The 22,385-nt window shown below is 61.9% G+C and carries 20 protein-coding genes and 1 pseudogene; 7 read left to right on the top strand and 14 right to left on the bottom strand.

Annotated features, from left to right (window positions below):
* Window positions 1–78 precede the first annotated feature (78 nt).
* Window positions 79–2,418: a TonB-dependent Fe(3+) dicitrate receptor FecA gene (fecA, locus tag ACHPFG_RS06145; RefSeq protein ID WP_431701843.1), complete on the top strand. Its 2,340-nt coding sequence runs from the start codon at window positions 79–81 to the stop codon at window positions 2,416–2,418.
* On the opposite strand, the gene ACHPFG_RS06140 is transcribed toward fecA, so the two are convergent.
* A complete protein-coding gene (locus tag ACHPFG_RS06140; protein WP_431701842.1) occupies window positions 2,415–3,287 on the bottom strand; it encodes a LysR family transcriptional regulator in 873 nt (290 codons plus the stop codon). The genes fecA and ACHPFG_RS06140 overlap by 4 nt on opposite strands.
* Window positions 3,288–3,391: 104 nt before the next feature.
* Here ACHPFG_RS06140 and ACHPFG_RS06135 point away from each other — a divergent pair, with 104 nt between their 5' ends.
* Complete coding sequence (locus ACHPFG_RS06135; protein WP_431701841.1) at window positions 3,392–4,903, top strand: MFS transporter; 1,512 nt, start codon at window positions 3,392–3,394, stop codon at window positions 4,901–4,903.
* 49 nt (window positions 4,904–4,952) lie between these two features.
* Here the strand turns inward: ACHPFG_RS06135 and ACHPFG_RS06130 are convergent, their stop codons facing one another.
* Window positions 4,953–5,363 carry an HPF/RaiA family ribosome-associated protein gene (locus tag ACHPFG_RS06130; protein WP_027604683.1) on the bottom strand — a complete coding sequence of 137 codons (411 nt, stop codon included), beginning with the start codon at window positions 5,361–5,363 and terminating at the stop codon, window positions 4,953–4,955.
* 213 nt (window positions 5,364–5,576) lie between these two features.
* On the bottom strand, window positions 5,577–6,524 hold the full coding sequence (locus ACHPFG_RS06125) for a LysR substrate-binding domain-containing protein (protein WP_131698316.1): 948 nt from the start codon (window positions 6,522–6,524) through the stop codon (window positions 5,577–5,579).
* Window positions 6,525–6,661: 137 nt separating this feature from the next.
* Here ACHPFG_RS06125 and ACHPFG_RS06120 point away from each other — a divergent pair, with 137 nt between their 5' ends.
* Together ACHPFG_RS06120 and ACHPFG_RS06115 are read left to right on the top strand one after the other, a co-directional pair.
* Entirely contained in the window at window positions 6,662–8,038 is a 1,377-nt protein-coding gene (locus ACHPFG_RS06120) for an L-serine ammonia-lyase (RefSeq protein WP_431701840.1), read from the top strand.
* Between the two features lie 337 nt (window positions 8,039–8,375).
* Complete coding sequence (locus ACHPFG_RS06115; RefSeq protein WP_131698318.1) at window positions 8,376–8,693, top strand: DUF3509 domain-containing protein; 318 nt, start codon at window positions 8,376–8,378, stop codon at window positions 8,691–8,693.
* Here the strand turns inward: ACHPFG_RS06115 and ACHPFG_RS06110 are convergent.
* The 4 genes and pseudogenes from ACHPFG_RS06110 to ACHPFG_RS06095 all read right to left on the bottom strand — a co-directional run bounded on the left by ACHPFG_RS06110 (window position 8,690) and on the right by ACHPFG_RS06095 (window position 10,293).
* Window positions 8,690–9,178, bottom strand: a complete 489-nt coding sequence (locus ACHPFG_RS06110) for a phosphate-starvation-inducible protein PsiE (protein WP_027604688.1) — start codon at window positions 9,176–9,178, stop codon at window positions 8,690–8,692. The two genes, ACHPFG_RS06115 and ACHPFG_RS06110, sit on opposite strands and share 4 nt — an antisense overlap.
* 168 nt (window positions 9,179–9,346) lie before the next feature.
* A pseudogene (locus ACHPFG_RS06105) lies at window positions 9,347–9,617 on the bottom strand (type II toxin-antitoxin system RelE/ParE family toxin).
* The gene (gene relB / locus ACHPFG_RS06100; protein ID WP_431703444.1) at window positions 9,607–9,771 is read right to left on the bottom strand and encodes a type II toxin-antitoxin system RelB family antitoxin; all 165 of its coding nucleotides are present in this window, start codon (window positions 9,769–9,771) and stop codon (window positions 9,607–9,609) included. Before relB ends, ACHPFG_RS06105 begins: the two are co-directional and overlap by 11 nt.
* A gap of 177 nt (window positions 9,772–9,948) precedes the next feature.
* On the bottom strand, window positions 9,949–10,293 hold the full coding sequence (locus ACHPFG_RS06095) for a DUF6124 family protein (RefSeq protein ID WP_431701839.1): 345 nt from the start codon (window positions 10,291–10,293) through the stop codon (window positions 9,949–9,951).
* Window positions 10,294–10,616: 323 nt separating this feature from the next.
* Here ACHPFG_RS06095 and ACHPFG_RS06090 point away from each other — a divergent pair, with 323 nt between their 5' ends.
* Window positions 10,617–10,877, top strand: a complete 261-nt coding sequence (locus ACHPFG_RS06090) for a YebG family protein (protein WP_012722374.1) — start codon at window positions 10,617–10,619, stop codon at window positions 10,875–10,877.
* A gap of 55 nt (window positions 10,878–10,932) precedes the next feature.
* Here ACHPFG_RS06090 and ACHPFG_RS06085 read toward each other — a convergent pair whose 3' ends face one another.
* Window positions 10,933–11,952 (bottom strand): Leu/Phe/Val dehydrogenase, encoded by a 1,020-nt coding sequence (locus tag ACHPFG_RS06085; protein ID WP_027604689.1) that lies wholly within the window; start codon window positions 11,950–11,952, stop codon window positions 10,933–10,935.
* Between the two features lie 184 nt (window positions 11,953–12,136).
* On the opposite strand from ACHPFG_RS06085, the gene ACHPFG_RS06080 reads away from it, so the two are divergent.
* The gene (locus ACHPFG_RS06080; protein ID WP_145335242.1) at window positions 12,137–12,940 is read left to right on the top strand and encodes a SirB1 family protein; all 804 of its coding nucleotides are present in this window, start codon (window positions 12,137–12,139) and stop codon (window positions 12,938–12,940) included.
* 161 nt (window positions 12,941–13,101) lie between these two features.
* Here ACHPFG_RS06080 and maiA read toward each other — a convergent pair whose 3' ends face one another.
* From maiA to hmgA, 3 genes are read right to left on the bottom strand one after another with little or no spacing between them, the layout of a single operon-like run.
* Entirely contained in the window at window positions 13,102–13,737 is a 636-nt protein-coding gene (maiA, locus tag ACHPFG_RS06075; RefSeq protein ID WP_431701838.1) for a maleylacetoacetate isomerase, read from the bottom strand.
* Between the two features lie 12 nt (window positions 13,738–13,749).
* Window positions 13,750–15,036, bottom strand: a complete 1,287-nt coding sequence (gene fahA / locus ACHPFG_RS06070; RefSeq protein ID WP_431701837.1) for a fumarylacetoacetase — start codon at window positions 15,034–15,036, stop codon at window positions 13,750–13,752.
* A 3-nt stretch (window positions 15,037–15,039) separates the two neighbouring features.
* Entirely contained in the window at window positions 15,040–16,323 is a 1,284-nt protein-coding gene (gene hmgA / locus ACHPFG_RS06065; RefSeq protein ID WP_431701836.1) for a homogentisate 1,2-dioxygenase, read from the bottom strand.
* Window positions 16,324–16,443: 120 nt separating this feature from the next.
* On the opposite strand from hmgA, the gene ACHPFG_RS06060 reads away from it, so the two are divergent.
* A complete protein-coding gene (locus tag ACHPFG_RS06060; RefSeq protein ID WP_131698323.1) occupies window positions 16,444–17,223 on the top strand; it encodes an IclR family transcriptional regulator in 780 nt (259 codons plus the stop codon).
* Between the two features lies 1 nt (window position 17,224).
* Here the strand turns inward: ACHPFG_RS06060 and dacB are convergent, their stop codons facing one another.
* The 3 genes from dacB to ACHPFG_RS06045 all read right to left on the bottom strand — a co-directional run bounded on the left by dacB (window position 17,225) and on the right by ACHPFG_RS06045 (window position 22,340).
* Window positions 17,225–18,670 carry a D-alanyl-D-alanine carboxypeptidase/D-alanyl-D-alanine endopeptidase gene (dacB, locus tag ACHPFG_RS06055; RefSeq protein ID WP_431701835.1) on the bottom strand — a complete coding sequence of 482 codons (1,446 nt, stop codon included), beginning with the start codon at window positions 18,668–18,670 and terminating at the stop codon, window positions 17,225–17,227.
* A gap of 207 nt (window positions 18,671–18,877) precedes the next feature.
* Window positions 18,878–21,295: a TonB-dependent siderophore receptor gene (locus tag ACHPFG_RS06050; protein WP_431701834.1), complete on the bottom strand. Its 2,418-nt coding sequence runs from the start codon at window positions 21,293–21,295 to the stop codon at window positions 18,878–18,880.
* A 109-nt stretch (window positions 21,296–21,404) separates the two neighbouring features.
* Window positions 21,405–22,340 (bottom strand): glutathione S-transferase family protein, encoded by a 936-nt coding sequence (locus ACHPFG_RS06045; protein WP_431701833.1) that lies wholly within the window; start codon window positions 22,338–22,340, stop codon window positions 21,405–21,407.
* Between the last annotated feature and the right edge of the window lie 45 nt (window positions 22,341–22,385).

The raw sequence follows: 22,385 nt of genomic DNA, 5'->3' as shown, positions 1-22,385 counted from the left end.
CACCGTGAGCCGTTTTCCGCACCTCGCGTGACAGAGAAGGAAAGCCACCTTGATCCTTCCTTCTCAGGACCGCCCTTCATGCCCCAGCAACCCACCCTCCTCGCCCGCACCTTGCGCCAACTGCTACTGGGCGCCAGCCTCAGCTTCACCGTACTGCCTGGCGTGATGGCGGCCGATGCCAAGCCGTATCACATCGCCCCAAGCTCGCTGGAAGCAGCCCTGAACCAGTTTGGCCGCGAAGCCGGGGTGTTGATTTCCTTCGGTTCCGAGGTCACCGCGGGCATGCAGAGCCGTGGTTTGTCCGGCAACTACAGCGCTGCCGAGGGCCTGCAAAAGTTGCTGGAAGGCACCGGTCTGCAAGCCCGCGCCGAGGGCGACAATGCGTACAGCCTGCAACCGGCAACAGCGCCGGCGACTGTCGAGTTGGCGACCTCCAGTGTGGTCGGCGACTGGCTCGGCGATGCGGCACAAACCAATGTATTCGAACACCCCGGCGCCCGTGACGTGATCCGCCGCGAAGAGTTCGAACGCCAGGGCGCTACCCAGGCCAAGGACGTGCTCAATCGCATCCCCGGCGTCAACGCCCCGGACAATAACGGCACCGGCAGCCATGATATGGCGCTGAACTTCGGCATTCGCGGCCTCAACCCGCGCCTGGCATCGCGCTCAACGGTGCTGATGGACGGCATCCCGGTGCCCTTCGCGCCGTACGGCCAACCGCAGTTGTCCTTCGCGCCGATCAGCATGGGCAACATGGACGCCGTGGACGTGGTACGTGGCGGCGGCGCGGTGCGCTACGGCCCGCAGAACGTCGGCGGCGTGGTCAACTTCGTGACCCGCGCGATCCCGGATGCGCCCACCGTCAAAGGTGGCTTGCAGACCGAAACCAGCCCGTCTTCCAGCCATGACGGTTTCAAGACCACCGGCAACCTGCTGGCCGGCGGCACTGCCGAGAATGGCCTGGGTGGCGCGATTTTGTATTCCGGCACCCGTGGCGGCGACTGGCGCGAAAACAGCAACACGCGCATCGACGACCTGATCCTCAAAGGCAAATACCAGCTCGACGACGCCAACAGCTTCAACGCCATGGCGCAGTACTACGAAGGCCAGGCCGATATGCCTGGGGGCTTGAACGTCGCGGACTACAAGGCCGATCCGTATCAGTCCACCCGCCCCTACGACAAATTCTGGGGCCGCCGTACGATGTTCAACGTCGGCTATCGCTACGAGCAGGACCGCCGCGAATTCACCGTCAACAGCTTCTTCACCAAGACCCTGCGCAGTGGCTACCTGGACCAGGGCACCTTCCTGTCGCTGTCCCCGCGTGAATACTGGGTGCGCGGCGTGGAAACCCGTTTCGCCCAAGGCTTCGACCTCGGCCCGACCAGCCATGAAGTGGGCGTCGGCTACCGCTACATCAACGAAGCCGGCCACGAGTTGCGCTACCGCACGCCGATTTCCGCCAATAACCAGCAAATCCCCAGCACCGACAGCCGCAATGACCGCGACACCCGCGGCGGCACCGAAGCCAATGCGTTCTTCATCGATGACCGGATTGATATCGGCAAATGGACCATCACCCCGGGCATCCGCTACGAGATGATCGAGTCCCAGCAGAGCAACAACCTGACCAACGTCAAATACAAAGGCGACTACAACACCGCGCTGCCGGCGTTGAACGTGCTCTATCACCTGACCGACGACTGGAACCTGTACGCCAACACCGAAGGTTCATTCGGCAGCGTGCAGTACAGCCAGATGCCCAACCGTGTGACCAGCGGTGAAGTGAAACCGGAAAAAGCCCGCACCTGGGAACTGGGTACCCGCTATGACGACGGCACCTTGCGCGCGGAGATCGGCGCGTTCCTGATCAACTTCGACAACCAATATGAAAGCAACCAGACCAACGATTCGGTGATCGCCCGCGGCGAGACGCGCCACCAGGGTATTGAAACCAGCGTCAACTACGCCCTCGATGGTTTGAGCCCGGCGTTGGCCGGTTTCGATGTGTACGCCACCTACGCCTACGTCGACGCCACCATCCGCGAAGACGGCCCGAACAAAGGCAACCGCGTGCCCTTCTCGTCCAAGCACAAGGGCACCCTCGGCGTGGGTTACACCGAAGGGCGCTGGAAACTCAATGTGGACAGCAGCTACCAGAGCAGCCAGTTCGCCGATAACGCCAACACCGAGGCCGAGACCGCTGACGGCGCCAACGGACGCATCCCCGGCTACATGCTGTTCAGCAGCCGCGCGGCCTATGATTTCGGCCCGCAACTGTCGGACTTGAACGTGGCGGTCGGCGTGAAGAACATCTTCAACAAGCAGTACTTCACGCGCTCGTTCGACGATAACAACAAGGGCAAATACGTTGGTGAACCGCGTACGGTGTACGTGCAGACCTCCATCGCGTTCTAACTGCCCGCCAGGCAACTGGGGGTGGCCGCGACCAACGCATCGATTGCACAACGTGTCTTGGCCGGCATATGGACGGCCGTGGGCCAGATCACATGGATGGGCGCAGGTTGGTCGCGATAGTCGGGCAACACCGCGACCAACTGCCCACGCAGCACGTAATGCGCAATCAACCAACTCGGTAACCAGGTCAGGCCGACGCCCGCGATGGCGGCATCGGCCACGGCCTGGAGGTCGTCCATCATTAACGGCGAAGCCACGCGATTGCGCTGCGGGGTGGTACTGCGATAGGCGATGCCGCGGTGGTCAGCAAGGTCTTCAATGCATTCAATCGGCCCAACGCGCTGCAAGTACGCCGGTGACGCCGCCAGTCCCATGGCCTGCTCGCCCAAGCGACGAGCACTGAGGCGGTCGGTGTCGGGCAGCGGGCCGATTCGCACGGCGACGTCGAAGCCCTCCTGTGCCAGGTCCACCAGCCGATCGGCGAAGCTGATCTCGATCTCCAGTTCCGGATAACGCGCCATCAATCCCCACAATGCCGGGGCCGCATAGTGGTGCCCGAAGGCCAGCGGCAAGCTGGCCCGCAAACGTCCGCGTGGCTGTTGCCGGCCGCTTTCCAGCACTGACTCGGCAGCCTCGAGTTCCGCCAACGCCCGCAGGCAATGCTCGTAGTACGCCTGGCCATCCTCGGTCAGACGCTGGCGGCGGGTGGAGCGCTGCAGCAGGCACGTGCCCAGTCGTGCCTCCAATCGCGCCAGGCCCTTGCCAACCGCAGAGCGTGTGAGATTCAGCCGTTCGGCGGCCTCAGTCAGGTTGCCGCTTTCGACGATGTGCAGAAACAGCTCAACGCCATCAAAACGCGGTGTGGCCATGGCTCTATTGTCGCCTTTGATTCCCCTATGAACAGAAAACTTATCACGAATAACGAACCTTGCTCCCCTGAAAATACCCCGATACCCATCCACAGGAGAATCCCATGCCACCCGCCGCCACGTTAACCGCCGCCAGCCGCCCGCGTACCGCCAGGGATGGGCTGGCCCTCACTGCCGTGTGCCTCGTCGCCCTGATGTTCGGCCTGGAGATTTCCAGCGTCCCGGTGATCCTGCCGACGCTCGAGCGAGAATTGGGCACGGGCTTCCAGGACGCGCAATGGATCATGAACGCCTACACCCTCGCCTGCACCAGCGTGCTGATGGCAGCGGGCACATTGGCGGATCGCTTTGGTCGCCGCCGCATGCTGGTGTTGTGCCTGTGGGTGTTTGGCCTGGCCTCGCTGGCCTGCGGGCTGGCCGAGGATGCCTCGCTGCTGATCACGGGGCGGTTTGTCCAGGGCATCGGCGCCGGAGCGATGATGATTTGCCAGTTCGCCATCCTGTCGCACCTGTTCAGCGAACCGGTAGCGCGGGCACGGGCGTTTGCAATATGGGGCGTGATTGCCGGCGTGGGCCTGGGCTTCGGACCGATGATCGGCGCCTTGATCCTGGCGGTGGCGGATTGGCGTTGGGTGTTCCTCGTGCACGTGCCGCTCACCCTGTTCACCCTGGTGCTGCTGCGCATCAGCGTGCAGGAGTCCCGTGACCCGGCCGCCCGTCGCCTGGACATCGCCGGCATGCTCACCTTGACCGTGTCGGTGTTTGCCCTGGTGTACTTCATCACCCAAGGCAGCGAGCACGGCTTCGGCACACCGGCCATGCTCGGTTGGGCGGCGTTGTCGGTGCTCGGCTTGCTGCTGTTCATCACGGTCGAGCTTCGCAGTGCGCACCCGATGTTCGACTTCTCGGTGTTCCGCATCCAGCGTTTCAACGGCGCGTTGATGGGTTCGATCGGCATGAACTTCAGCTTCTGGCCGTTCATGATCTACCTGCCGTTGTACTTTCAGGCGGGCCTGGGTTACGACACCTTGACCACGGGCGCCGCGTTGCTCGCCTACACCCTGCCGACCTTGCTGGTGCCGCCGCTGGCCGAGCGCCTGGCCCTGCGCTATGGCGCCGAACGCATCATCCCCCTGGGCCTGGGCCTGATGGGCGCGGGCTTTCTGGCCATGGCCGCCGTCAACGGCGCCGAGCACCCACGTATCGAGATGGTGCTGCTCGGTTGCGTGATCGCCGGCGTAGGCCTGGCGCTGACCAACTCGCCCACCACCAACACCACCACCGGTTCGGTGTCGGCGGACCGCGCGGGCATGGCCTCAGGCATCGACCTCAGTGCGCGGCTGATCACCCTGGCGCTCAACATTGCCCTGATGGGGTGGGTGCTGTTGCTGGGGATCAGCCATCAACTGGCCGAGGTGCTGCCCGCCACCACGGCAATGGATTGGCCGGTTATCAGTCAAAACATTGCCGCAGGAAAACTCGAGTCGATGGGGCTGACAGTCAACGACGCCCAGGCGGCACTGCGCCACGGCACCGGTTGGGCGATGCTGTTTGCCGGGTGGGGTGCTGGCGGGTTGGCGCTGTTGAGCCGGTATTTTTTCCGACGCGGCCGCTAAACGAAAACGGGCCTGCAGATGCAGGCCCGTTTGCAGGGGGTGAAAAAAGTTAGCCGTTGATGACAGCGTTTTCGTTTTCCAGGAATTCCTGTTCCAGCGCGTCTTCGTTCACTTTGTTGATGGGCTGGTTTTTCGCGGCAGCGCGGGGCTTGCCTTGCAGTCTGCCAAACAGATGTTCCAACGCGTGATCAAGCTTGGTGGCCGCACTGTCAATCGCCTGTTCCAAGGTATCGCCCTTGGCGGACACCGACAGCGGTTGATGGCCTTTAGGCCGCGCTTCCAGGCGGCAACTTAAATCGTGGGGACCGGGCTTGTCGCCGTTCTCATCCCGCAGGTAGACCTCCACTCGGGTCAGGTCTTCTTCATAACGTTCGAGCGTGCTCTCAATGGTAGTACGTACCCACTCCTCCAGTCGGATGCTGCTTTCAATATGGTTATCGCTATTGACTTGGATTTGCATAGTTCTTCCCTTATTTCAGCTAGCTCGCGGGAGGTCACAAACTGCAACACCGGGGTGGTGAAACCATGACCTCTTGGTTACACAATTGAGCAGCCAGAGAAACATTTCAACCCCTTTGCAAAGATAAATCCTACATTACAAATTAACCCTGACGACAAGCAAAAACGCTGTTAGGGTGGGGAGTTAGTTACATCTTCTTACGCCCTGCGATCCTCACAATTGCCCCTCTCCCAGCGGGTGCAAGGCGCGAAAAATCCCTGCTTCCTCTACCAGCCAGTCATGCACCGCGCGCACGCCCGGATGGCTCAGCGCGCCCGGCGCATACAGCAGCACATAGCGTTTGTGGTTGGGCACCGCGAGGCCGAACGGTACGATCAAGGTGCCGCGTTCCAGCTCATCGTTGAGCAAGGTGCGTCGCGCAATCGCCACGCCCATGCCGGCGATGGCGGCTTCGATGGTCAGGTGGTTGCGGTTGAAGGTGTGGCCACGGCGTACGTCTGCGTCGTGGTAGCCGATGGCATTCAGATAGAACTCCCACTCCGCATACTCATAACTCCCACGCCAGGCGGTAATGTCGTGCAGCAGCGGGAAATGCACGAGGTCGGCTGGGCCGTGCAACGGCGGCCGCCCTCGCAACAGGCTCGGCGCGCACACCGGGAAAATCTGCTCATCCAACAGGGCTGTGGATAACAGCCCGGGGTAGCTGCCGTCATTGAGGTCGATGGCGAGGTCGAAGTCACCTTCGTGCAGGGCGATGCTGCTGTCCTCGGCGACCATACGCAGTTGAATATCCGGGAAGCGCTGCTGCAAGCGCGGTAAACGTGGAGTCAGCCACTTGCCGAGAAACGACGGGATCGAGCGCAGGCGCAAGGTGCCGCTGATCATCCCCGCGTCCAGGCGCTGCAACTCGGCGTCGATGCTGCCGTAAGCCTCCCCCACCGTTGCCGCCAGGCGCTGGCCCTCGGCACTCAGCTCCACACCTCGCGCTCGTCGATGAAACAGCCGAAACCCAAGACGCTCCTCCAACTGGCGGATTTGTTGGCTCACCGCCCCCGGTGTGATGTGCAGTTCCTCGGCGCAGCGGGTGAACGACAAATGCCGTGCAGCGCAGGAAAACACGTGCAGCCAGACATAAGTCTGGCCATTGAGAGGGCGAGCCATAGGATTTAGTCCTGCTAAAGGGTGTCTTAGGATAATTCGTTGGTCAGCGCTGATCCAGAGGCTCAGTATCACGCCAATTGCGCTCGTCCTACAAAACATGGCAGCGATTCCTACTCCATTGCTTGTAAGGCTTTAGCATGACTATCAGCGTTTTCGATCTATTCAAGGTGGGCATCGGCCCTTCCAGCTCCCATACCGTCGGCCCCATGCGCGCGGCGGCGACCTTCGTCCAAGCCCTGAGCGACCAGCAATGGCTGGGTGAAACGCGCCGCGTCGAAGTGCGCCTGTATGGCTCGCTGTCCGCCACCGGTGTCGGCCACGCCACCGACCGTGCCTGTGTCATGGGCCTGATGGGCGAATGGCCGGATCAGGTCGATCCCACCTCGATCAACCCGCGTATCCAGCAACTGCGCGAGTCCGGTCGCTTGTTACTGGCCGGCAAGCATGAAATTGCCTTCAACTGGCAAAGCGACCTCCTACTGCTGGACGAAAGCCTGCCCTACCACCCCAACGCCATGTCCCTGCAGGCCTACGGGGACAACGGCCTGCTGAGTGAGCAAACCTATTATTCGGTGGGTGGCGGTTTCATCATCGACGCCGCTGAAGCCGCTTCGGGCATTGCACCGACCAGCGATGTGCAATTGCCTTACGAGTTTTCCAGCGCCGTCGAACTGCTGGCCCTGTGCAACAAGCATGGCCTGCGGGTTTCCGAATTGATGATGGCCAACGAGCGCGCATGGCGCAGCGATGAACAGATCCGCAGCGGCCTGCTGCATATCTGGTCGGTGATGCGCGAATGCGTGGAACAAGGCCTGCGTGACGAAGGCATCCTCCCAGGTGGCCTGGACGTGCCCCGCCGCGCAGCAAAACTGCACCGCAGCCTGCTGGAAATCGGCAAACCCAATGTGATCACCTCGACCTTGTCGGCCATGGAATGGGTCAACCTGTTCGCCCTCGCCGTCAACGAAGAAAATGCCGCGGGCGGTCGCATGGTCACCGCGCCGACCAATGGCGCGGCGGGGATCATCCCGGCGGTGCTGCATTACTACATGAAGTTCAACGCCGACGCGTCCGACGACGATGTGGTCAATTTCTTCCTGGCCGCCGCAGCCGTCGGCATTCTGTGTAAGAAAAACGCCTCAATCTCCGGTGCCGAAGTCGGCTGCCAGGGCGAAGTCGGGTCAGCCTGCGCCATGGCCGCCGCCGGCTTGGCCGACATCCTCGGCGCCAGCCCCGAACAACTGGAAAACGCCGCCGAAATCGGCCTGGAACACAACCTCGGCCTGACCTGCGACCCAGTCGGCGGCCTGGTGCAAGTGCCGTGCATCGAGCGTAATGCCATCGCCGCGGTCAAGGCCATCAACGCCACGCAAATGGCCCTGCGCGGCGACGGCAAGCACTTCATTTCCCTCGACCGGGTGATCCGCACCATGCGCGATACCGGCGCCGACATGCATGACAAATACAAAGAAACGTCACGGGGCGGCCTGGCGGTCAGCTGGGTGGAGTGCTGATTGCGCTGTCAGCGATCGTTTTTTCCGTGTTGCCCTGAAACGGATCACCGATCTCAATAACAACACAGAACCCATGTGGGAGGGGGCTTGCTCCCGATAGCGGTGCATCAGCCAAGTATTCATTGACTGATGCACCGCTATCGGGAGCAAGCCCCCTCCCACATAAGCAGCTCATTGTTTGACAGATCGCTGTACGGCACGCCCTTTGCTGTACAGCTCATGAGGTAAACGGAATTTGTACAACCTCAGCGACGGAGTGGCCGGTGGTCAGGCAACGCGAACTAATCACGACACCGGTCGTCAATGACTGCATGTTCTTATCAGGCGGTAACGCACCATGGACAATCCTTTTCAGATCATCACCGACACCTTCACCCCAAAATACCGCGTCAACCTGAGCATCCAACGGCTCGACGGCAGCATCATGCTCACCCTCTCGGATGAGACGGGCGTAGTGGCCAAACGCATGATCAGCGCCGAACAGCGCAACGATCCGCAACGGCTTAAACGCCTGGTGCAGAGCATTCAATTCGGCATTGCCATCGAGCAGGGCCACAGCGCCATGGAGATCCTGACGGTGATGACGGACGGCGACAGCCACAAATTGTTGCAGCGGCCACCGGCCCGCGCCCTGCCCTTCAGCGTCGGGCTTTAAAGCTCACCCTTCTCGGTTTCCAGGCTCGCCTCGCCCTTGCGACGCGGGCCTTCGACCTTCACCGACGGGAACGCCGACGACGCGTAACGCACCACCAGAATCGCAAACGCCAACAGCAGAATCCCGCCGCACAGGTAGATGATGCCGAGGTCGGGCGGGTTGTGGTGGGACACGTTGGAGATCAACAGACGCGTCAGCGCGGTGATTGCCACGTAGATCAGGAAGCGCACCGGCATGTGGTTGGTCTTGAAATAAATCCCGACCATCGCGCCCAATTCCAGGTAGATGAACAGCAGCAAGATGTCATCGATCTTGATGTGTCCATTCTCCAGCATCCCCAGAAATTCCATCACCGCTGCCCAGGCGGTCACCGCACCGATGGCGAACAACGCCAGGTAGTGGAACGACTCGACAAACAGGTTACCCAGGGACTCGGCCAGCCCATGGACTTGATGGCGCAGCTTTTCGGCCCAATTAAATTTCACGATGGTGCTTCCTTAGGTCGGTTCGACCGGATAGTGCAGGTTGGACGTGACGGTTGTTCTGCATGCAGAAAAAAGGCCAGAGGCGGATATAAGATGATGGCGGGATGACATGAGACACGTGGGAGGATGAGCAGACTAGATACTTTGCCCATCCGAGAAGCGGATTTTTCAAGGATATCGCTGGCGGGCGTGTAAAACCGAGATGACCCGAATGTTGTCTGTCACCTTATAAACGACCAGATAATTCGGGTGGTACCACCATCTCTCGCGTGCCGATGACACGCCCAGGGCGGTAAAGATGGGGCCTACGAGAAAGAGCCAGCACGGAGGCTTCTATTGCTTGGTTTAGCTCAAGCGCAGCAACTGGATTGCGGTCGCTGATGTAATCAGTAATTTGCCGGAGTTGCACCCGCGCTGCGGGAGCCCACTCAATCAGCATCGCCTTTCTTGCGTTTGGATTCGATTAACGCGCGCATCTCTGCCATCACTTCATCATGAGGAATGCCAGGGCTTGGATCATCAAGAGCGGCCTGTACCTTGGCGCGAAACCAGCGGTCATAGCTGTCGGCCTGCTCTTCGGTATCTGCGGGGATACCTCAGGAAAAGGAAGTGTCCATAAAGCCTCCGTTGTCGATGAAGAAGGAGTCTAGTCGCTGGAGTTTTTACTGTCGTGCTCCGAGCGATGAAGTGAGTAACAGGAAAAATCGAAGCCATTTGTGACTATTTTTTGACCGTTCCCATAAACGTAGGAACGGTCAGAGGGCTTGGCATCAAACTGGTGCGACTTTCTCTAGCGCTTGGTCGACTAACAGACCGCCAATCTCAACCAATTGGTGAATGGCCAATACCAGACTTCGCTGCGGACCTTCAAGGTCGAATGCCAGCATATTAGCCATTTCACGGGCGCTGTTCAGGGTTTCGCTGGCGTTAGCCAGTAAGGTTTCTGTGTCAGCTTCAGGCGTGACGCTGAATAGCGTCGAATCGGTGGACGGGGGTTGGGAGTGATTTTTTTCATAGATTAGTTCCTTAGTTAAGAAACCATCACTGCCTGCCGCCAAGCAGGTTGGGTGACGGATTGCACAAGGTTGGCGGACCGGTAAGGAACAACCCGGCACCCCGAAGGGTCCATGCGCAACCCGCCATGACACAAGAATGCAAATGCAAAAAACGCCTGCAGTCTTATAGGGGTGTTGTTGCGCTTCCTTGTTGGGCCGCCAAGCCCGCTAGCTGCATTTGCAGCGCCCGGTGAAAGTAAGCCACCGGACAATTCCAGCGCAACCCCGGCAAGTTGTCAGAAATTTCCGGTGTAGCAAACCCCTATTTCCCGGCTACATTAAAAAACTGCTACCCAAACCCCACAGTTTGGCTTACCCTTTTAGCTGTATATAAATACAGTAGTCGAAAAAGACAACTATCGTGAAGGCATGTGAGGTGGTGAATGGCCGTCGAAGTGGTATACCGCAGCAGCCGAGATCTGGAGCGTTTGTTCATGGATAAAGCCGAAGCTGACCGTCATGACAAGATGCTTGAACTCGCTGAGTTGCTCGCAGAAGTGTTGCAAAAAGCCGTGCCGTCCCTGAGCGAGCAGCAGGTGGAAGAAGCGGGGATCTACATGGCGAAGAATCGCGATGTGTTCGCCAAGGCGTTCAAGAGCCAACCGGACGCGTTGTCCGAGTTGCTGAACGCACCGGCGGAATAAACTCCGAATTGAACAGGCCCTGAGTCCATGATTCAGGGCCTTTTTAATGCCTGGCCTATTTGTAGAGCAAACGCTCGGCCAGTTCGTCCGCGACCCGTGCCGGGGAGCGTTTTTCGGCCTGGGCGTGGGCGAAGATTTCGGTCAGGCGCGTGCCGATATTGGACAGGTGCGCGGTGATGGTCGGCAGTTCGGCGCCGCTGTGCTTGAGGGCGACGTAGATCAGGCCACCGGAGTTGATCACGTAGTCCGGGGCGTAGAGGATGCCGCGACCTTCGAGTTGGTCGGCCACTTGCAGGTTGGTCAGTTGCGCACTGGCGGAACCGGCCACGGCGGCGCAGCGTAGCTGGCCGACGCTCTGGCGGTTGAACACAGCGCCCAGGCCGCAGGGTGCGAGGATGTCGCACGGGGTGCTGAGCAAGGCGTCGTTGGCGATCGGGTGCGCGCCGAGCTGTTCCATGGCCAGTTGCACCTTGCCGTGATCGATGTCGCTGACCAGCAGTTCGGCGCCGGCGGCGTGCAGTTGTTCGGCCAGGGCGAAGCCCACGTTGCCCAGGCCCTGGATGGCCACGCGCAAGCCTTCGAGGTTGTCGCTGCCCAGACGGGCCATGGCGGTGGTGCGGATACCGGCGAACACGCCCATGGCGGCATGGGGCGAAGGGTCCCCGGCGGCGGTGGTGCTGGTAACGAAACGGGTGTGTTGAGCGATGCAGTCCATGTCGGCGACCGAGGTGCCGCTGTCGGTGGCGGTGATGTAGCGACCGTCGAGTTGCTCGATGCAACGACCGAAGGCTTCAAACAGTGCCGCACGGTTTTCCACATGGGCGGGGCGCAGGATCACCGCCGTACCGCCACCCACCGGCAACCCGGCCAGGGCGGCCTTGTAGCTCATGCCTTGGGCCAGGCGCGCGGCGTCCGCCACGGCGCTTTCATCGTCGGGGTAAGCAAGGTAGCGACAACCACCCAGGGCTGGGCCCAGGCGGCTGTTGTGGATGGCTATGACCGCCTTCAACCCCGTCACCGGGTCGATGCTCAGGTGCAGCGATTCAAGGCGGGTGCTGTGCATGAGAGCAAACATCGTCGAGCTCCCGAATCACTTCTTGTGTCGCCAAGTATAGGCTTGCGGCAGAAAACTGCCGAAGTGCGCTGGAATAAGCCGCTCGGTTTTGCAGGCCCTGCGACATAAGCACGTAGGATATCTCTCAAGACACTGGACGAAATTTCCCAGCAAGGCTAAAACGGGGCATCTGCCGGAGAAAGCAATGAATCCCCGCCAAGCCTTTTTCGCCTGCCTGGAACGTTCGCCCCCCGCGCTGTTTGAAGCCGCGCTGTGGATTGCCGCCGAGCATGACCCGGCGGTGCTACCGGCGTTGATCATGCAGGACCTGAAATTGCTCGAGCAACAGGTCAACCAGGGCATGCCCATGCTGCCGGCGGACGAACTGGGGCAGCCCTTGCTGCGACGCATGAATGACCTCGGCTTCGCCCAGGATGACTTCACCCCGCTGCGCCCCGCCGCCGCCCTGCTGGACAAGGTGTTGCAACGCAAACGCGGGCAGCCCCTGGCCCTGGGGTTGATTGCCATGGAGCTGGCTCGACGCCTGGGCATCCCCATGGTCGGCGTCAACTTCCCCGGCCACTTCCTGTTGCGGGTGCCCGGTGCCGATCACCTGCTGGACCCCTGCGGCGGGCGACGCCTGTACCCCAACGATTGCCGCGAGCTGCTGCAACGCCAGTACGGCCCCAACCTCAAGTTGCAGGTCGACCACCTGCACACCGCCGAACCCCGTTCGATCCTGCAACGGCTGTCCCGCAACCTGCGCCAGTTGCACCTGGCCAATGACAACCCTTTGGCCGCGTTGATCGACGCCGAGCGCGTGCTGGAACTGGGCAATGCCAGCGCTGCCGATTACCTCGCGCGGGCCAGCCTGTATCAGCGCCTGGACTGCCCCAACGCCGAGCGCTTCGACCTCGAACACGCGCTGATGCTCAGCGAAGACCCGATCCAACGCCTACGCCTGACTGAGCGGCTGGGGCACCTGCCGCCCAACTTCGTGGTGCATTGAACCCACGACTTTTCAGCAGCAAATTGTCCTGTGGCGAGCGGACTTGCCACAGTGAACCTTGCTCTTCAATCGATCGGTAAAACCAGGCCATGCCGATGGCGAAGGTGCCGGCAAACAGGAACATCAAGGTTTTTATCGTTCCCGCGCGTGGGAACGATCATTCAAGGCGTATCGGGTTGGCTGGCAGGATGGGCCTGGATAAATGCCGGATGCTGCGCCGCCAACGCCGCCACCCTGCCGATCCGCGGATATGCCCCCAACGGCACCTTGAAGCGCTCCGCCGCATACAACTGGGGAATCAGGAATGCGTCCGCCATCCCCGGCTGCTCGCCAAAGCAATAACCCTTATCGCCAATCAACTGCTCCACCGCACCCAACCCCAGGCTGATCCAATGCCCGATCCACTCCAGCACCTGCACTTCATCATGCCCCCACTGACGCAGCAGGTTCTGGGTGCTGGAATTGTGCAACGGGTGAATATCGCAGCCGATGATCGACGCCACTGCGCGTTCATGGGCACGGGTGACCATGTCCTTGGAAAGCAGCGGCGCCTGTGGATAACGTTCGTCCAGATATTCAATGATCGCCGCGGACTGAATCAGCAACTCGCCCTCATCGGTGCGCAAGGCCGGGACGCGACCTTGGGGGTTGATGGCCAGGTATTCGGGCTGGCGATTGGCGCCACCCGCCGGCACCAGCAGGTTGACGGGCACCGCAGTGAAATCCAGGCCCTTGAGCGCGAGGGCGATGCGCACCCGGTATGACGCCGTTGAACGGTAGTAGGTATAGAGTTCCATCGCCCTGCCCTCCTAGCGCGCCGCGACCACGGTGCCACGGCATTCGCCGAAGCCGATGGAGGCAAAGCCTTCACGGTTGCAACGGGCGCGCAGAATGACTTCATCACCGTCTTCAAGGAACCTGCGCACTTCGCCGGAAGGCAGTTCGATGACCTTCTTACCGCCCTCGGTCATCTCCAGCAGGCTACCGAACTGCCCTGCCTCAGGGCCGGACAAGGTGCCCGAACCGAACAGGTCGCCGGCCTGCAATTGGCAGCCGTTGACGCTGTGGTGCGCCACCAACTGCGCGACGGTCCAGTACATATGCAGGCTGTTGCTCAGGGCCAGACGATGGGCCGGCAGGTTTTGCTCGCGCATCGACGCCGTGGTGAGCAGTACTTCCAGCTCAATATCGAGCGCGCCGGCCGCCTGATCGCGGTTATCCAGCAGGTACGGCAGCGGTTGCGGATCGCCTTCGGGCCGCGCTGGTTGGGCTTTACGGAACGGTTCCAGGGCTTCGGCCGTGACCACCCACGGTGAAATGGTGGTGATGAAGCTCTTCGACAGAAACGGCCCCAGCGGCTGGTATTCCCAGGCCTGGATGTCCCGCGCCGACCAGTCATTGAGCAGGCAGAAACCGGCGATATGCTCGGCCGCATCGCCAATGGCAATCGAGTCGCCCATGGCATTGCCCTGGCCGATCCAGATGCCCAGTTCCAGCTCATAGTCCAGGCGTGCGCAGGGGCCGAAGCTCGGCTCAGTCTGGCCGGCCGGCAAGGTCTGGCCTTTGGGGCGACGTACCTCGGCACCCGAGGTGCGAATGGTCGAGGCGCGGCCGTGATAACCGATCGGGACGTACTTGTAGTTCGGCAGCAGCGGGTTATCCGGGCGGAACAGTTTGCCGACGTTCTGCGCGTGCTCGATTCCGACGTAGAAGTCGGTGTAGTCGTTGATCTTCGCCGGCAGGTGCATCTGGCAATCGGCGGCGCGGTGCAGCACCTGCGCTTCACGGGTTTGCAGTTTGCTGCCCTCCGCCAGCAGTTCCAGCAGGCGCTCGCGCAAGGCCACGCGCGGGCCACGGCCCAGCTCGAAAAAGGCGTTCAACTGGCCGCCCACGGTGGATTCAACGGCTCGGCGGGCCTCGCCTTCAAACTCATCCAGGGCGGCGTGCAGGTCGAGGATCGCGTCGCCAATCGCCACGCCGCTGCGCGGGGCCGAGCCATTGATGCTGAACACCCCCAGCGGCAGGTTTTGCAGGGGGAAATCGCGGTGACCGTTGGCGGAGGCTACCCAGCTGCGGGTAAGGGTTGGCTGCGTCATGGGTTATCTCCGGTTCGGGTTGAAGGTGGCGGGCAGCGAGGCCCAGCACGCGTCATAAGAAGGTTGCAGTTGCGGGCACTCCAGGGCGAACTGGGTCGGACGCAGCACTTGGCTGGTCTCGAACATGAAGGCCATGGTGTTGTCGATCTTGTGCGGCGCCAGGTCCACGTTGATGGCTTTGGTGCAGGTCTCGCCGTCCGGGCCGTGGGCGCTCATGCAGCTGTGCAGCGACGCGCCGCCGGGCAGGAAGCCTTCGGCCTTGGCGTCGTAGGCGCCCTGGATCAAGCCCATGTATTCGTTCATCAGGTTGCGGTGGAACCACGGCGGACGGAAGGTGTTCTCGGCCACCATCCAGCGCGGCGGGAATATCACGAAGTCGAGGTTGGCCAGGCCGTGGGTGCTGGTGGGCGAGGTCAATACAGTGAAGATCGACGGGTCGGGGTGATCGAAACTTACCGTGCCAATGGTGTTGAAACGGCGCAGGTCGTATTTGTACGGCACGTTGTTGCCGTGCCAGGCCACCACGTTCAGCGGTGAATGGTCCAGCTCGCAGGCCCACAGTTCACCGAGGAACTTCTGCACCAGCGTGGTCGGTTGCTTGAGGTCTTCGTAGTGGGCCACCGGCGTGAGGAAGTCACGCGGGTTGGCCAGGCCGTTGCTGCCGATAGGCCCCAGGTCCGGCAGGCGCAGCGGTGCTCCATGGTTTTCGGCGACGTAACCGCGCGCTTGTGCATCCAGCAACTCAACGCGAAATTTGAGACCACGGGGCAACACCGCAATGTCCAACGGCTCGACGTCCAGCACGCCCAATTCGGTGGCGATGCGCAGGCGGCCCTGCTCGGGCACGATCAACAGTTCGCCGTCGGCATTGAAGAACACACGGTCCATGGAGCGATTAGCGCAGTAGTTATAGATGCTGATGCCCGAGGGTTTTTCCGACCCGGCGTTGGCCACCATGCCGACCAGGCCGTCGATAAAGTCCGTCGGCTCAGTCGGAAGATCCAACGGGTTCCAGCGCAGGCGATTGGGCGTCACCGCGCCCAAAGGGCCACCGGTCAGCTGCCGCTCCAGCTTGATAAACGCCGGGTGATTGGCCGATGGCTGGATGCGGTACAGCCAGGTGCGGCGGGCTTCGCTGCGCACCATGGTGAAGGCGGTGCCGGAAAACAGTTCGGTATACAGCCCGTAGGGCGCTTTTTGCGGGGAGTTCTGCCCGACCGGCAAGGCGCCGGGCAGGGCTTCGCTGGCGAATTCATTGCCGAAGCCCGACAGGTATTCGAGGTTCATGGATCATCCTCTATGCGGAAGTTGTTTTTATCGTAATCCAGTTACGCATAACGTAATTTGATCGCTGTCGACCGTCAAGCTATAAAGACGCCCATTCATCTCTCGGATTCTCGCCTCTCCATGGAAAAGCCCCGCGACACCGGTAAACAGAAAGTCCGCTCGGCCGAAGTGGGCACCGATATCCTCAAGGCCTTGGCCGAACTGTCGCCCTCCACGTCGCTGTCGCGGCTGGCCGACCATGTGCAGATGCCGGCGAGCAAGGTGCACCGTTATCTACAGGCGCTGATCGCCTCGGGTTTTGCCGAACAGAACACCGCCACCAACCATTACGGCCTGGGGCGCGAAGCGTTGCGTGTGGGCCTGGCCGCGCTGGGTAGCATGGACGTGCTGAAAGTCGGCGCGATGCCCCTGGCAGAGCTGCGCGACGATTTGAATGAAACCTGCTTTCTGGCGGTATGGGGCAACCAGGGCGCAACCGTGGTACAGATCGAACCGGCCGTGCGCGCCGTGACGGTGGTGACGCAATTGGGTTCGGTGTTACCGCTGCTCAGTTCATCCACCGGGCTGGTGTTCAGTGCCTTCCTGCCGTCGCGGGAAACCGTCGAGTTGCGTGAGCGTGAAATCCAGGCCGGTACCGCCCATGCCCTCGCCAACGACCAGGCCTACGCCACGGCCTGTGAACAGATCCGCCAGCGCGGCCTGCACTTTGTGCATGGCCTGCTGATGCCGGGGGTGGATGCGTTGTCGGCGCCGGTGTTCAACGCGGTCGGGCAAGTGGCGGCGGTGATGACCGTGGTCGGTCCCACCTCGCTGTTCCACGCCGACGAAGATGGCCCGGCGGCGCAGCGCTTGCTGGCGGCGACCCGGGCCGTGAGTTGGCGGATGGGCTACCAGCCCTGAGCTAGTCGTGCCACTGGGACAGCGCCAGCGCCAGGCGGTTTTCGAGGTCGCGGATAGGGGCTGCGTCGCTGACGTAGTTATTGCTGATCATCGAAAATACCAGGCGCCGTCCCTCGGCATCGGTGATATAGCCGCTCAACGATGATACGCCGGCCATGGAGCCGGTCTTGGCGTGCAGGTTGTTTTGGGCAGCCGTCCCGCGCAGGCGATATCGCAGGCTGCCGCCGGTCATACGGTCGGCATTGCCGGCAATCGGCAAGGCGTTGTACCAGGCGTCGAACCAGGGTTGCTTGGCGGTGAGCAGCAGCAGATCCGTCAGGTTCTGCGCCGACACCAGGTTGCGTCGCGACAAACCTGAGCCATCCACCTGGCTCAGCGTCGCCGGGTCCAGGCCCTGGCGCTGCATGAACGCCGCTACCGCCGCCACGCCCGCCGCCGCCGTACCCGCGTTGGCCGTTTTGCGGCCCATGGCCTTGAGCAACGCTTCGGACATGTTGTTGTTCGAGAGCTTGAGCAGCGGCGTGATCAGCGCCTGCAGCGGTGCCGACTGATGCTCCGCCAACAGCGTGGCCGTGTTGGGACTGACGCCCCCGATCACCCGCCGCCCCAGTACCCGGATGCCCTGCTGCGCCAAGGCCTGCTCAAACAGATTGGCCACCAGTTGCGTCGGTTCCCACACACTCACCCATTGCCGGCTTTGCTTGCCCGGTGCGAGCGCGCCGGTGAGTTGCAGCAGGTTGGTGCCGTGCTGGCGGGTGATGCCGTAGCTGTTGCCGGGGCCGCTGACGGCACGGTTGCTCAGTTGCACGTAGTCAGTGGACGGGCTCACCACCACGCTCACTGGCTGGCCCAGTGCGACGGGAGCCTTCGCCGTGACGAGCAAGGTGCCCGCGTCAAAATCCGCATTCGGCGACACCGTCAGCGCCGAAATCTGCGCGCCGTAGTAGGTACTTTCGTCGTCCTGGGCCCAATCCACGCCCAGGCGCTCGGCATCGAACCACGTGTCATCGAACACCAGGTCGCCTTGCACCTGGCGCACGCCCTGACTGGCCAGCTGGACGGCCAATGCCTGGTAGTCGGCGAACTGCGTGGTCGGGTCGCCGAGGCCGCGCAGGTACAGGTTGCCGGCAAGACTTTCACCTTGCCGGGTGCCGTCGCTCAACAGTTGGGTGGAGAAGCGGTATTGCGGCCCCAGCACATCCATCGCCGCAGCGGTGGTGAGCAACTTGAGGTTGGAGGCCGGGATCAGGCGTGTGCGCGGATTGTGTTGATAGAGGGTGCTGCCGCTGCGGGCGTCGCGCACCATGACGGAAACCGTGGCGCCATCGAGGGCAGGATCGGCCAGCAGGTGATCCAGTGTTGAAGGCGTGGAAGGCTGCGAAACACTCGCGCAGCCGCCCAGTAAAACGCTCAGGCACAGCAGGTGTAGCCATCGTCCAAAGTGCATCGGTACTGTGTTCCGCAAAGCCATTAATGGCCGCAACGCTAACAGCTCCGTATCTTTGTGGCGAGCGGGCTTGCCCCGCGCTGGGTGGCGAAGCCGCCCTTACTAATGCCGCCGTGTTTTTTCAGGAACACCGCAGAACCTGTTTTGGGGGCCGCTTCGCAGCCCAACGCGGGGCAAGCCCGCTCACTACAGGGAACCCGCCGGGGTTTAGAACTCCAGGGTGCTGGACACCGACACCTGCCGCGCATCGCCCATGGACACAAACAAGCGACTGGCCGCCGAGGTGTAGTAGACGCGGTCGAACAGGTTCTTCACGTTGACCTGGAATTTGACCTTCTGCCCCTCGATCCTGGTGTCGTAGGTGGCGAAGGCATCCGCCACGGTGTAGCCCGGCAGGTTGAAGTCGTTGGCGGCGTCACCTGCGCGCTCGCCGACATACCGCGCACCGGTGCCGACACGCAACTGATCGCCGCCGAAAATGTTGCCGAAATCGTAGGCCACCGACAGCGAACCGGTGTGCTTGGCCACGTTTTGCAGGCGGTTGCCTTCAAGCGCCGGGTTGTTGTCCTTGATGTCTTCGGCATCGGTAAAGGCGTAGCTGCCGATCAGGCTCCACTTGTCGGTCAACTGGCCGGTGGCGTCCAGTTCCAGGCCACGGGAACGTACTTGCCCCGCGATGCTGTAGACGGTGTTCGCACCGGAGCCTACCGACACCAGCACATTGCGCTTGTCGATAGTGAACAACGCGGCACTGGCGGTGATGCGCCCCGGGATATCGAGCTTGGCGCCCAGCTCCCACGACTTGGATTCCTCAGGCGTGAGGTCACCGGTCAGCGTGCTGCCATCGAGCAAAGGGGCGATGGTGGAGTTGGGTTTGAACGACTCGGTGTAGCTGCCGTAGAACGACAGCTCATCGGTGTAGCGATACACCAGGCCGGCACGCGGCACCCAGGCCTGGCCGTTGCCGTCGGTGTTGGCCTTGAACGGCACGCCCTTGCCGGCGTACTGGTCATACATCTGATAGCGCGCACCGGCCACGAAGATCCACTGGTCGGTCAGGTGAATCGCGTCCTGGAAGAACAGCGAGTCGCTGCGCAACAGGTCGGTCTGGGCGCTGTCGGCAGCACTGACGTTGGTGCCCGCGACTTCGTTGCCGTACACCGGGTTGTTGTAGTTGAACGTGGAGCGCGAATCCTGACGAATCAGGTCGGCGCGGTAGATCTTGCGGTACTCGTCGTCCAGGCCGAACACCAGGTCATGCTGCATGCCCAGTACATTGACCTTGCCTTCCAGGCTCGCCGTGGTGAAGCGGTCAGTGGTGATCGCGCCCTGGGTGCCGTCCATCTTGCGGGTCAGGGTGCCGTTGGTGCTCACCGCGCTGACGCGCACCTGGCTGGCGTCGTAGGTTTCACGGTTCCAGCTGTAGCCGAAATGGGCTTTCCAGTCGTCGTTCAAGTCGTGGTCGGCTTCAAAGCGGTACAGGTCGGAACGGCCTTCCATGTTGTTGAACGGCTCATCCAGACGGCGAGTGGCCGGGATGTCCAATGGGTGGTTGGACTTGTCGATGGCCGTGCCGCGGTCGAACGGCGAGAGAAATTCGCGGTGTTCGTAGGCGAACAATAACTTGGTTGAATCGCCATACCAGGCCAGGGACGGCGCCACCAGTGACTCGCGGTGAGTGCCGAAGTTGCGCCAGTAGTCTTCGTCTTCATGGTCGACGATCAGGCGATACGCCAGGCCCGAATCCCCGATGGGGCCGGTGGTGTCGAGGTTGCCACCGCTGCCGTTCTTGCCGTCACCGAAGGTCGAGCCGCGCACGGTCAGGGACGTGGCCTGGGTCAGTTGCGGCTTTTTGCTGACGATATTGACTACACCGCCCGGGTCCTGGATGCCATACAGCAGCGACGACGGGCCCTTGAGCACTTCGACCCGTTCTGCGGTTGAATTCAACGCCCGGCCCTGCACCACCGGCATGCCATCGCGCATGATCGAACCGTTACGGTTGTCGCCAAAACCGCGCAGCATCACCGCGTCCTGGGTGCTGGCCAGGGTATTGGCCTGGGTGATGCCGCTGATGTTGGCCAGGGCATCATCCAGATTGCGCGGGGTCTGGTCGCGCAGCACTTGGGCGGGGACCACGTTGACGGTTTGCGGGGTTTCCAGCAGCAAAGCACGGGAGCGCATCACCGAGCTCGTGGGCGGGGGCTGGTAGCTGGTGCTGTCCTCGGTTTGGCCGACGCCGCTGATGGTGGTCGCGCCGAGGTTGAGCGCGCCATCGGTGGGCACCGGTTCCAGGGCCAAGGTGCGGGCGTCGATCTGGCGGAACGTGAAGCCGGAGTTGCCCAGCAGACGTTGCAGGGCCTGGTTGGCACTCATTTGCCCGCTGACCGCCGGGGCACTGAGGCCGTAAGGCGCTTCATCGGTGTAGATCACGCTGATCCCGGTGACCCGGCTGAAATCGCTCAGGGCCTGGGGCAGCGGCTTGGCTGCCAGGGCAAAGGTGAACTGGGCGCTTTGCTGCTCCTGCGCCTGCGCCACGCCGAGGGGCAGCAACGCCAGCCCCGACACCGCCAATACCGAGGCTCCCAGCCACTGTTTAACCAAACCGCCCGCCGTCGACTTCATGCTGTGAGAACCCGTGTAGAAAACGCTATTAATGCGAATAGATCGCAGTTTCAAGCACTACACGGATGGGCGGGCGATTTACCTCACCTTTGTTGGCAAATATTTTTATTTATTGCGTCTGAATGCGGAATCCCCAGCGTGGGAAATGCACATGCACGGTGCCGGCGCGTTCATCGGTGCGGCGCAGGATCAGTTCCTCGCGCCCGGCAAACAACAGCTCACCCACGACCGGGTCGGTGCCGTAGTCAGTGGCCGAGATGCTCACCTGCTGGCCGGGCTTGAAGCCGTTCAAGTCCTCGAACAGCGCTTCGGGCAGCGCCGCCGGTGTGGCATTGCGCGCCACGTCCAGGGCTTGCTCGGCGCTCATCTGGGTAGCAGTGCCATGGCCGAAGCTCAGCACGCGGTCAAGCCAGGCGACTACGGCGGGATAGGCGTCCACCAGCGGCGCCGTCACCGAAGAGCCTTTGAGGAACCACAGCGGGTGCGCCAGGGCAAAGTCGGCAATCGAAGGTTCGCCGAACAGGAAATCCCCAGGCGCGTGCTGCAATTGCTGATCAATGCGGCCGATGATGACCGGCCATTGGTGCTTGGCCTGGTCGAGTTGCACACGGGCTGCCGTGCCATCGCTGAACAGTTTGCCGCGGTCAGCCACCAGCACCTGAAGCAGCTCCGGCGGTACCTTGGCAAATTTGACCGCCAGGGATTCGGGCTGGAACACCAGCGCTACGGCATGGGAAAACACCACCGAATCCGCCCAGGCCGCGAAGCCTTGGGTGACCAGTTCCAGGCCTTGGGGAAACAGCGCCGGTGCCGCTTTATCCTGCTCCAGGCGCCGGGCGATCAACGCGGTGTCGCAGTAGATATCGGCGCCGACTTGCAACACCGGGGTCTTGCGATAGCCGCCGGTGAGGGCGGTCAGGTCAGGCTTGGGCATCACCGGCGAGATATGCACCGAGTGCCAGGACAAGCCCTTGAAGCCCAGCAACAGGCGGGCTTTTTCAGCGAATGGGGACAGCGGGTAGTGGTGCAGGATCAGCTCGGACATGCCCGGCTCCGTTGGCGAGTGAGCCACTAGCTTAGCCTGCAACAC

The sequence above is a fragment of the Pseudomonas sp. BR20 genome (genome assembly GCF_050780135.1).
In the GTDB taxonomy this organism is placed as follows: Bacteria; Pseudomonadota; Gammaproteobacteria; order Pseudomonadales; family Pseudomonadaceae; genus Aquipseudomonas.
Note: the sequence above shows the minus strand (reverse complement) of the source record. Positions and strands in the feature narration are given on the sequence as shown.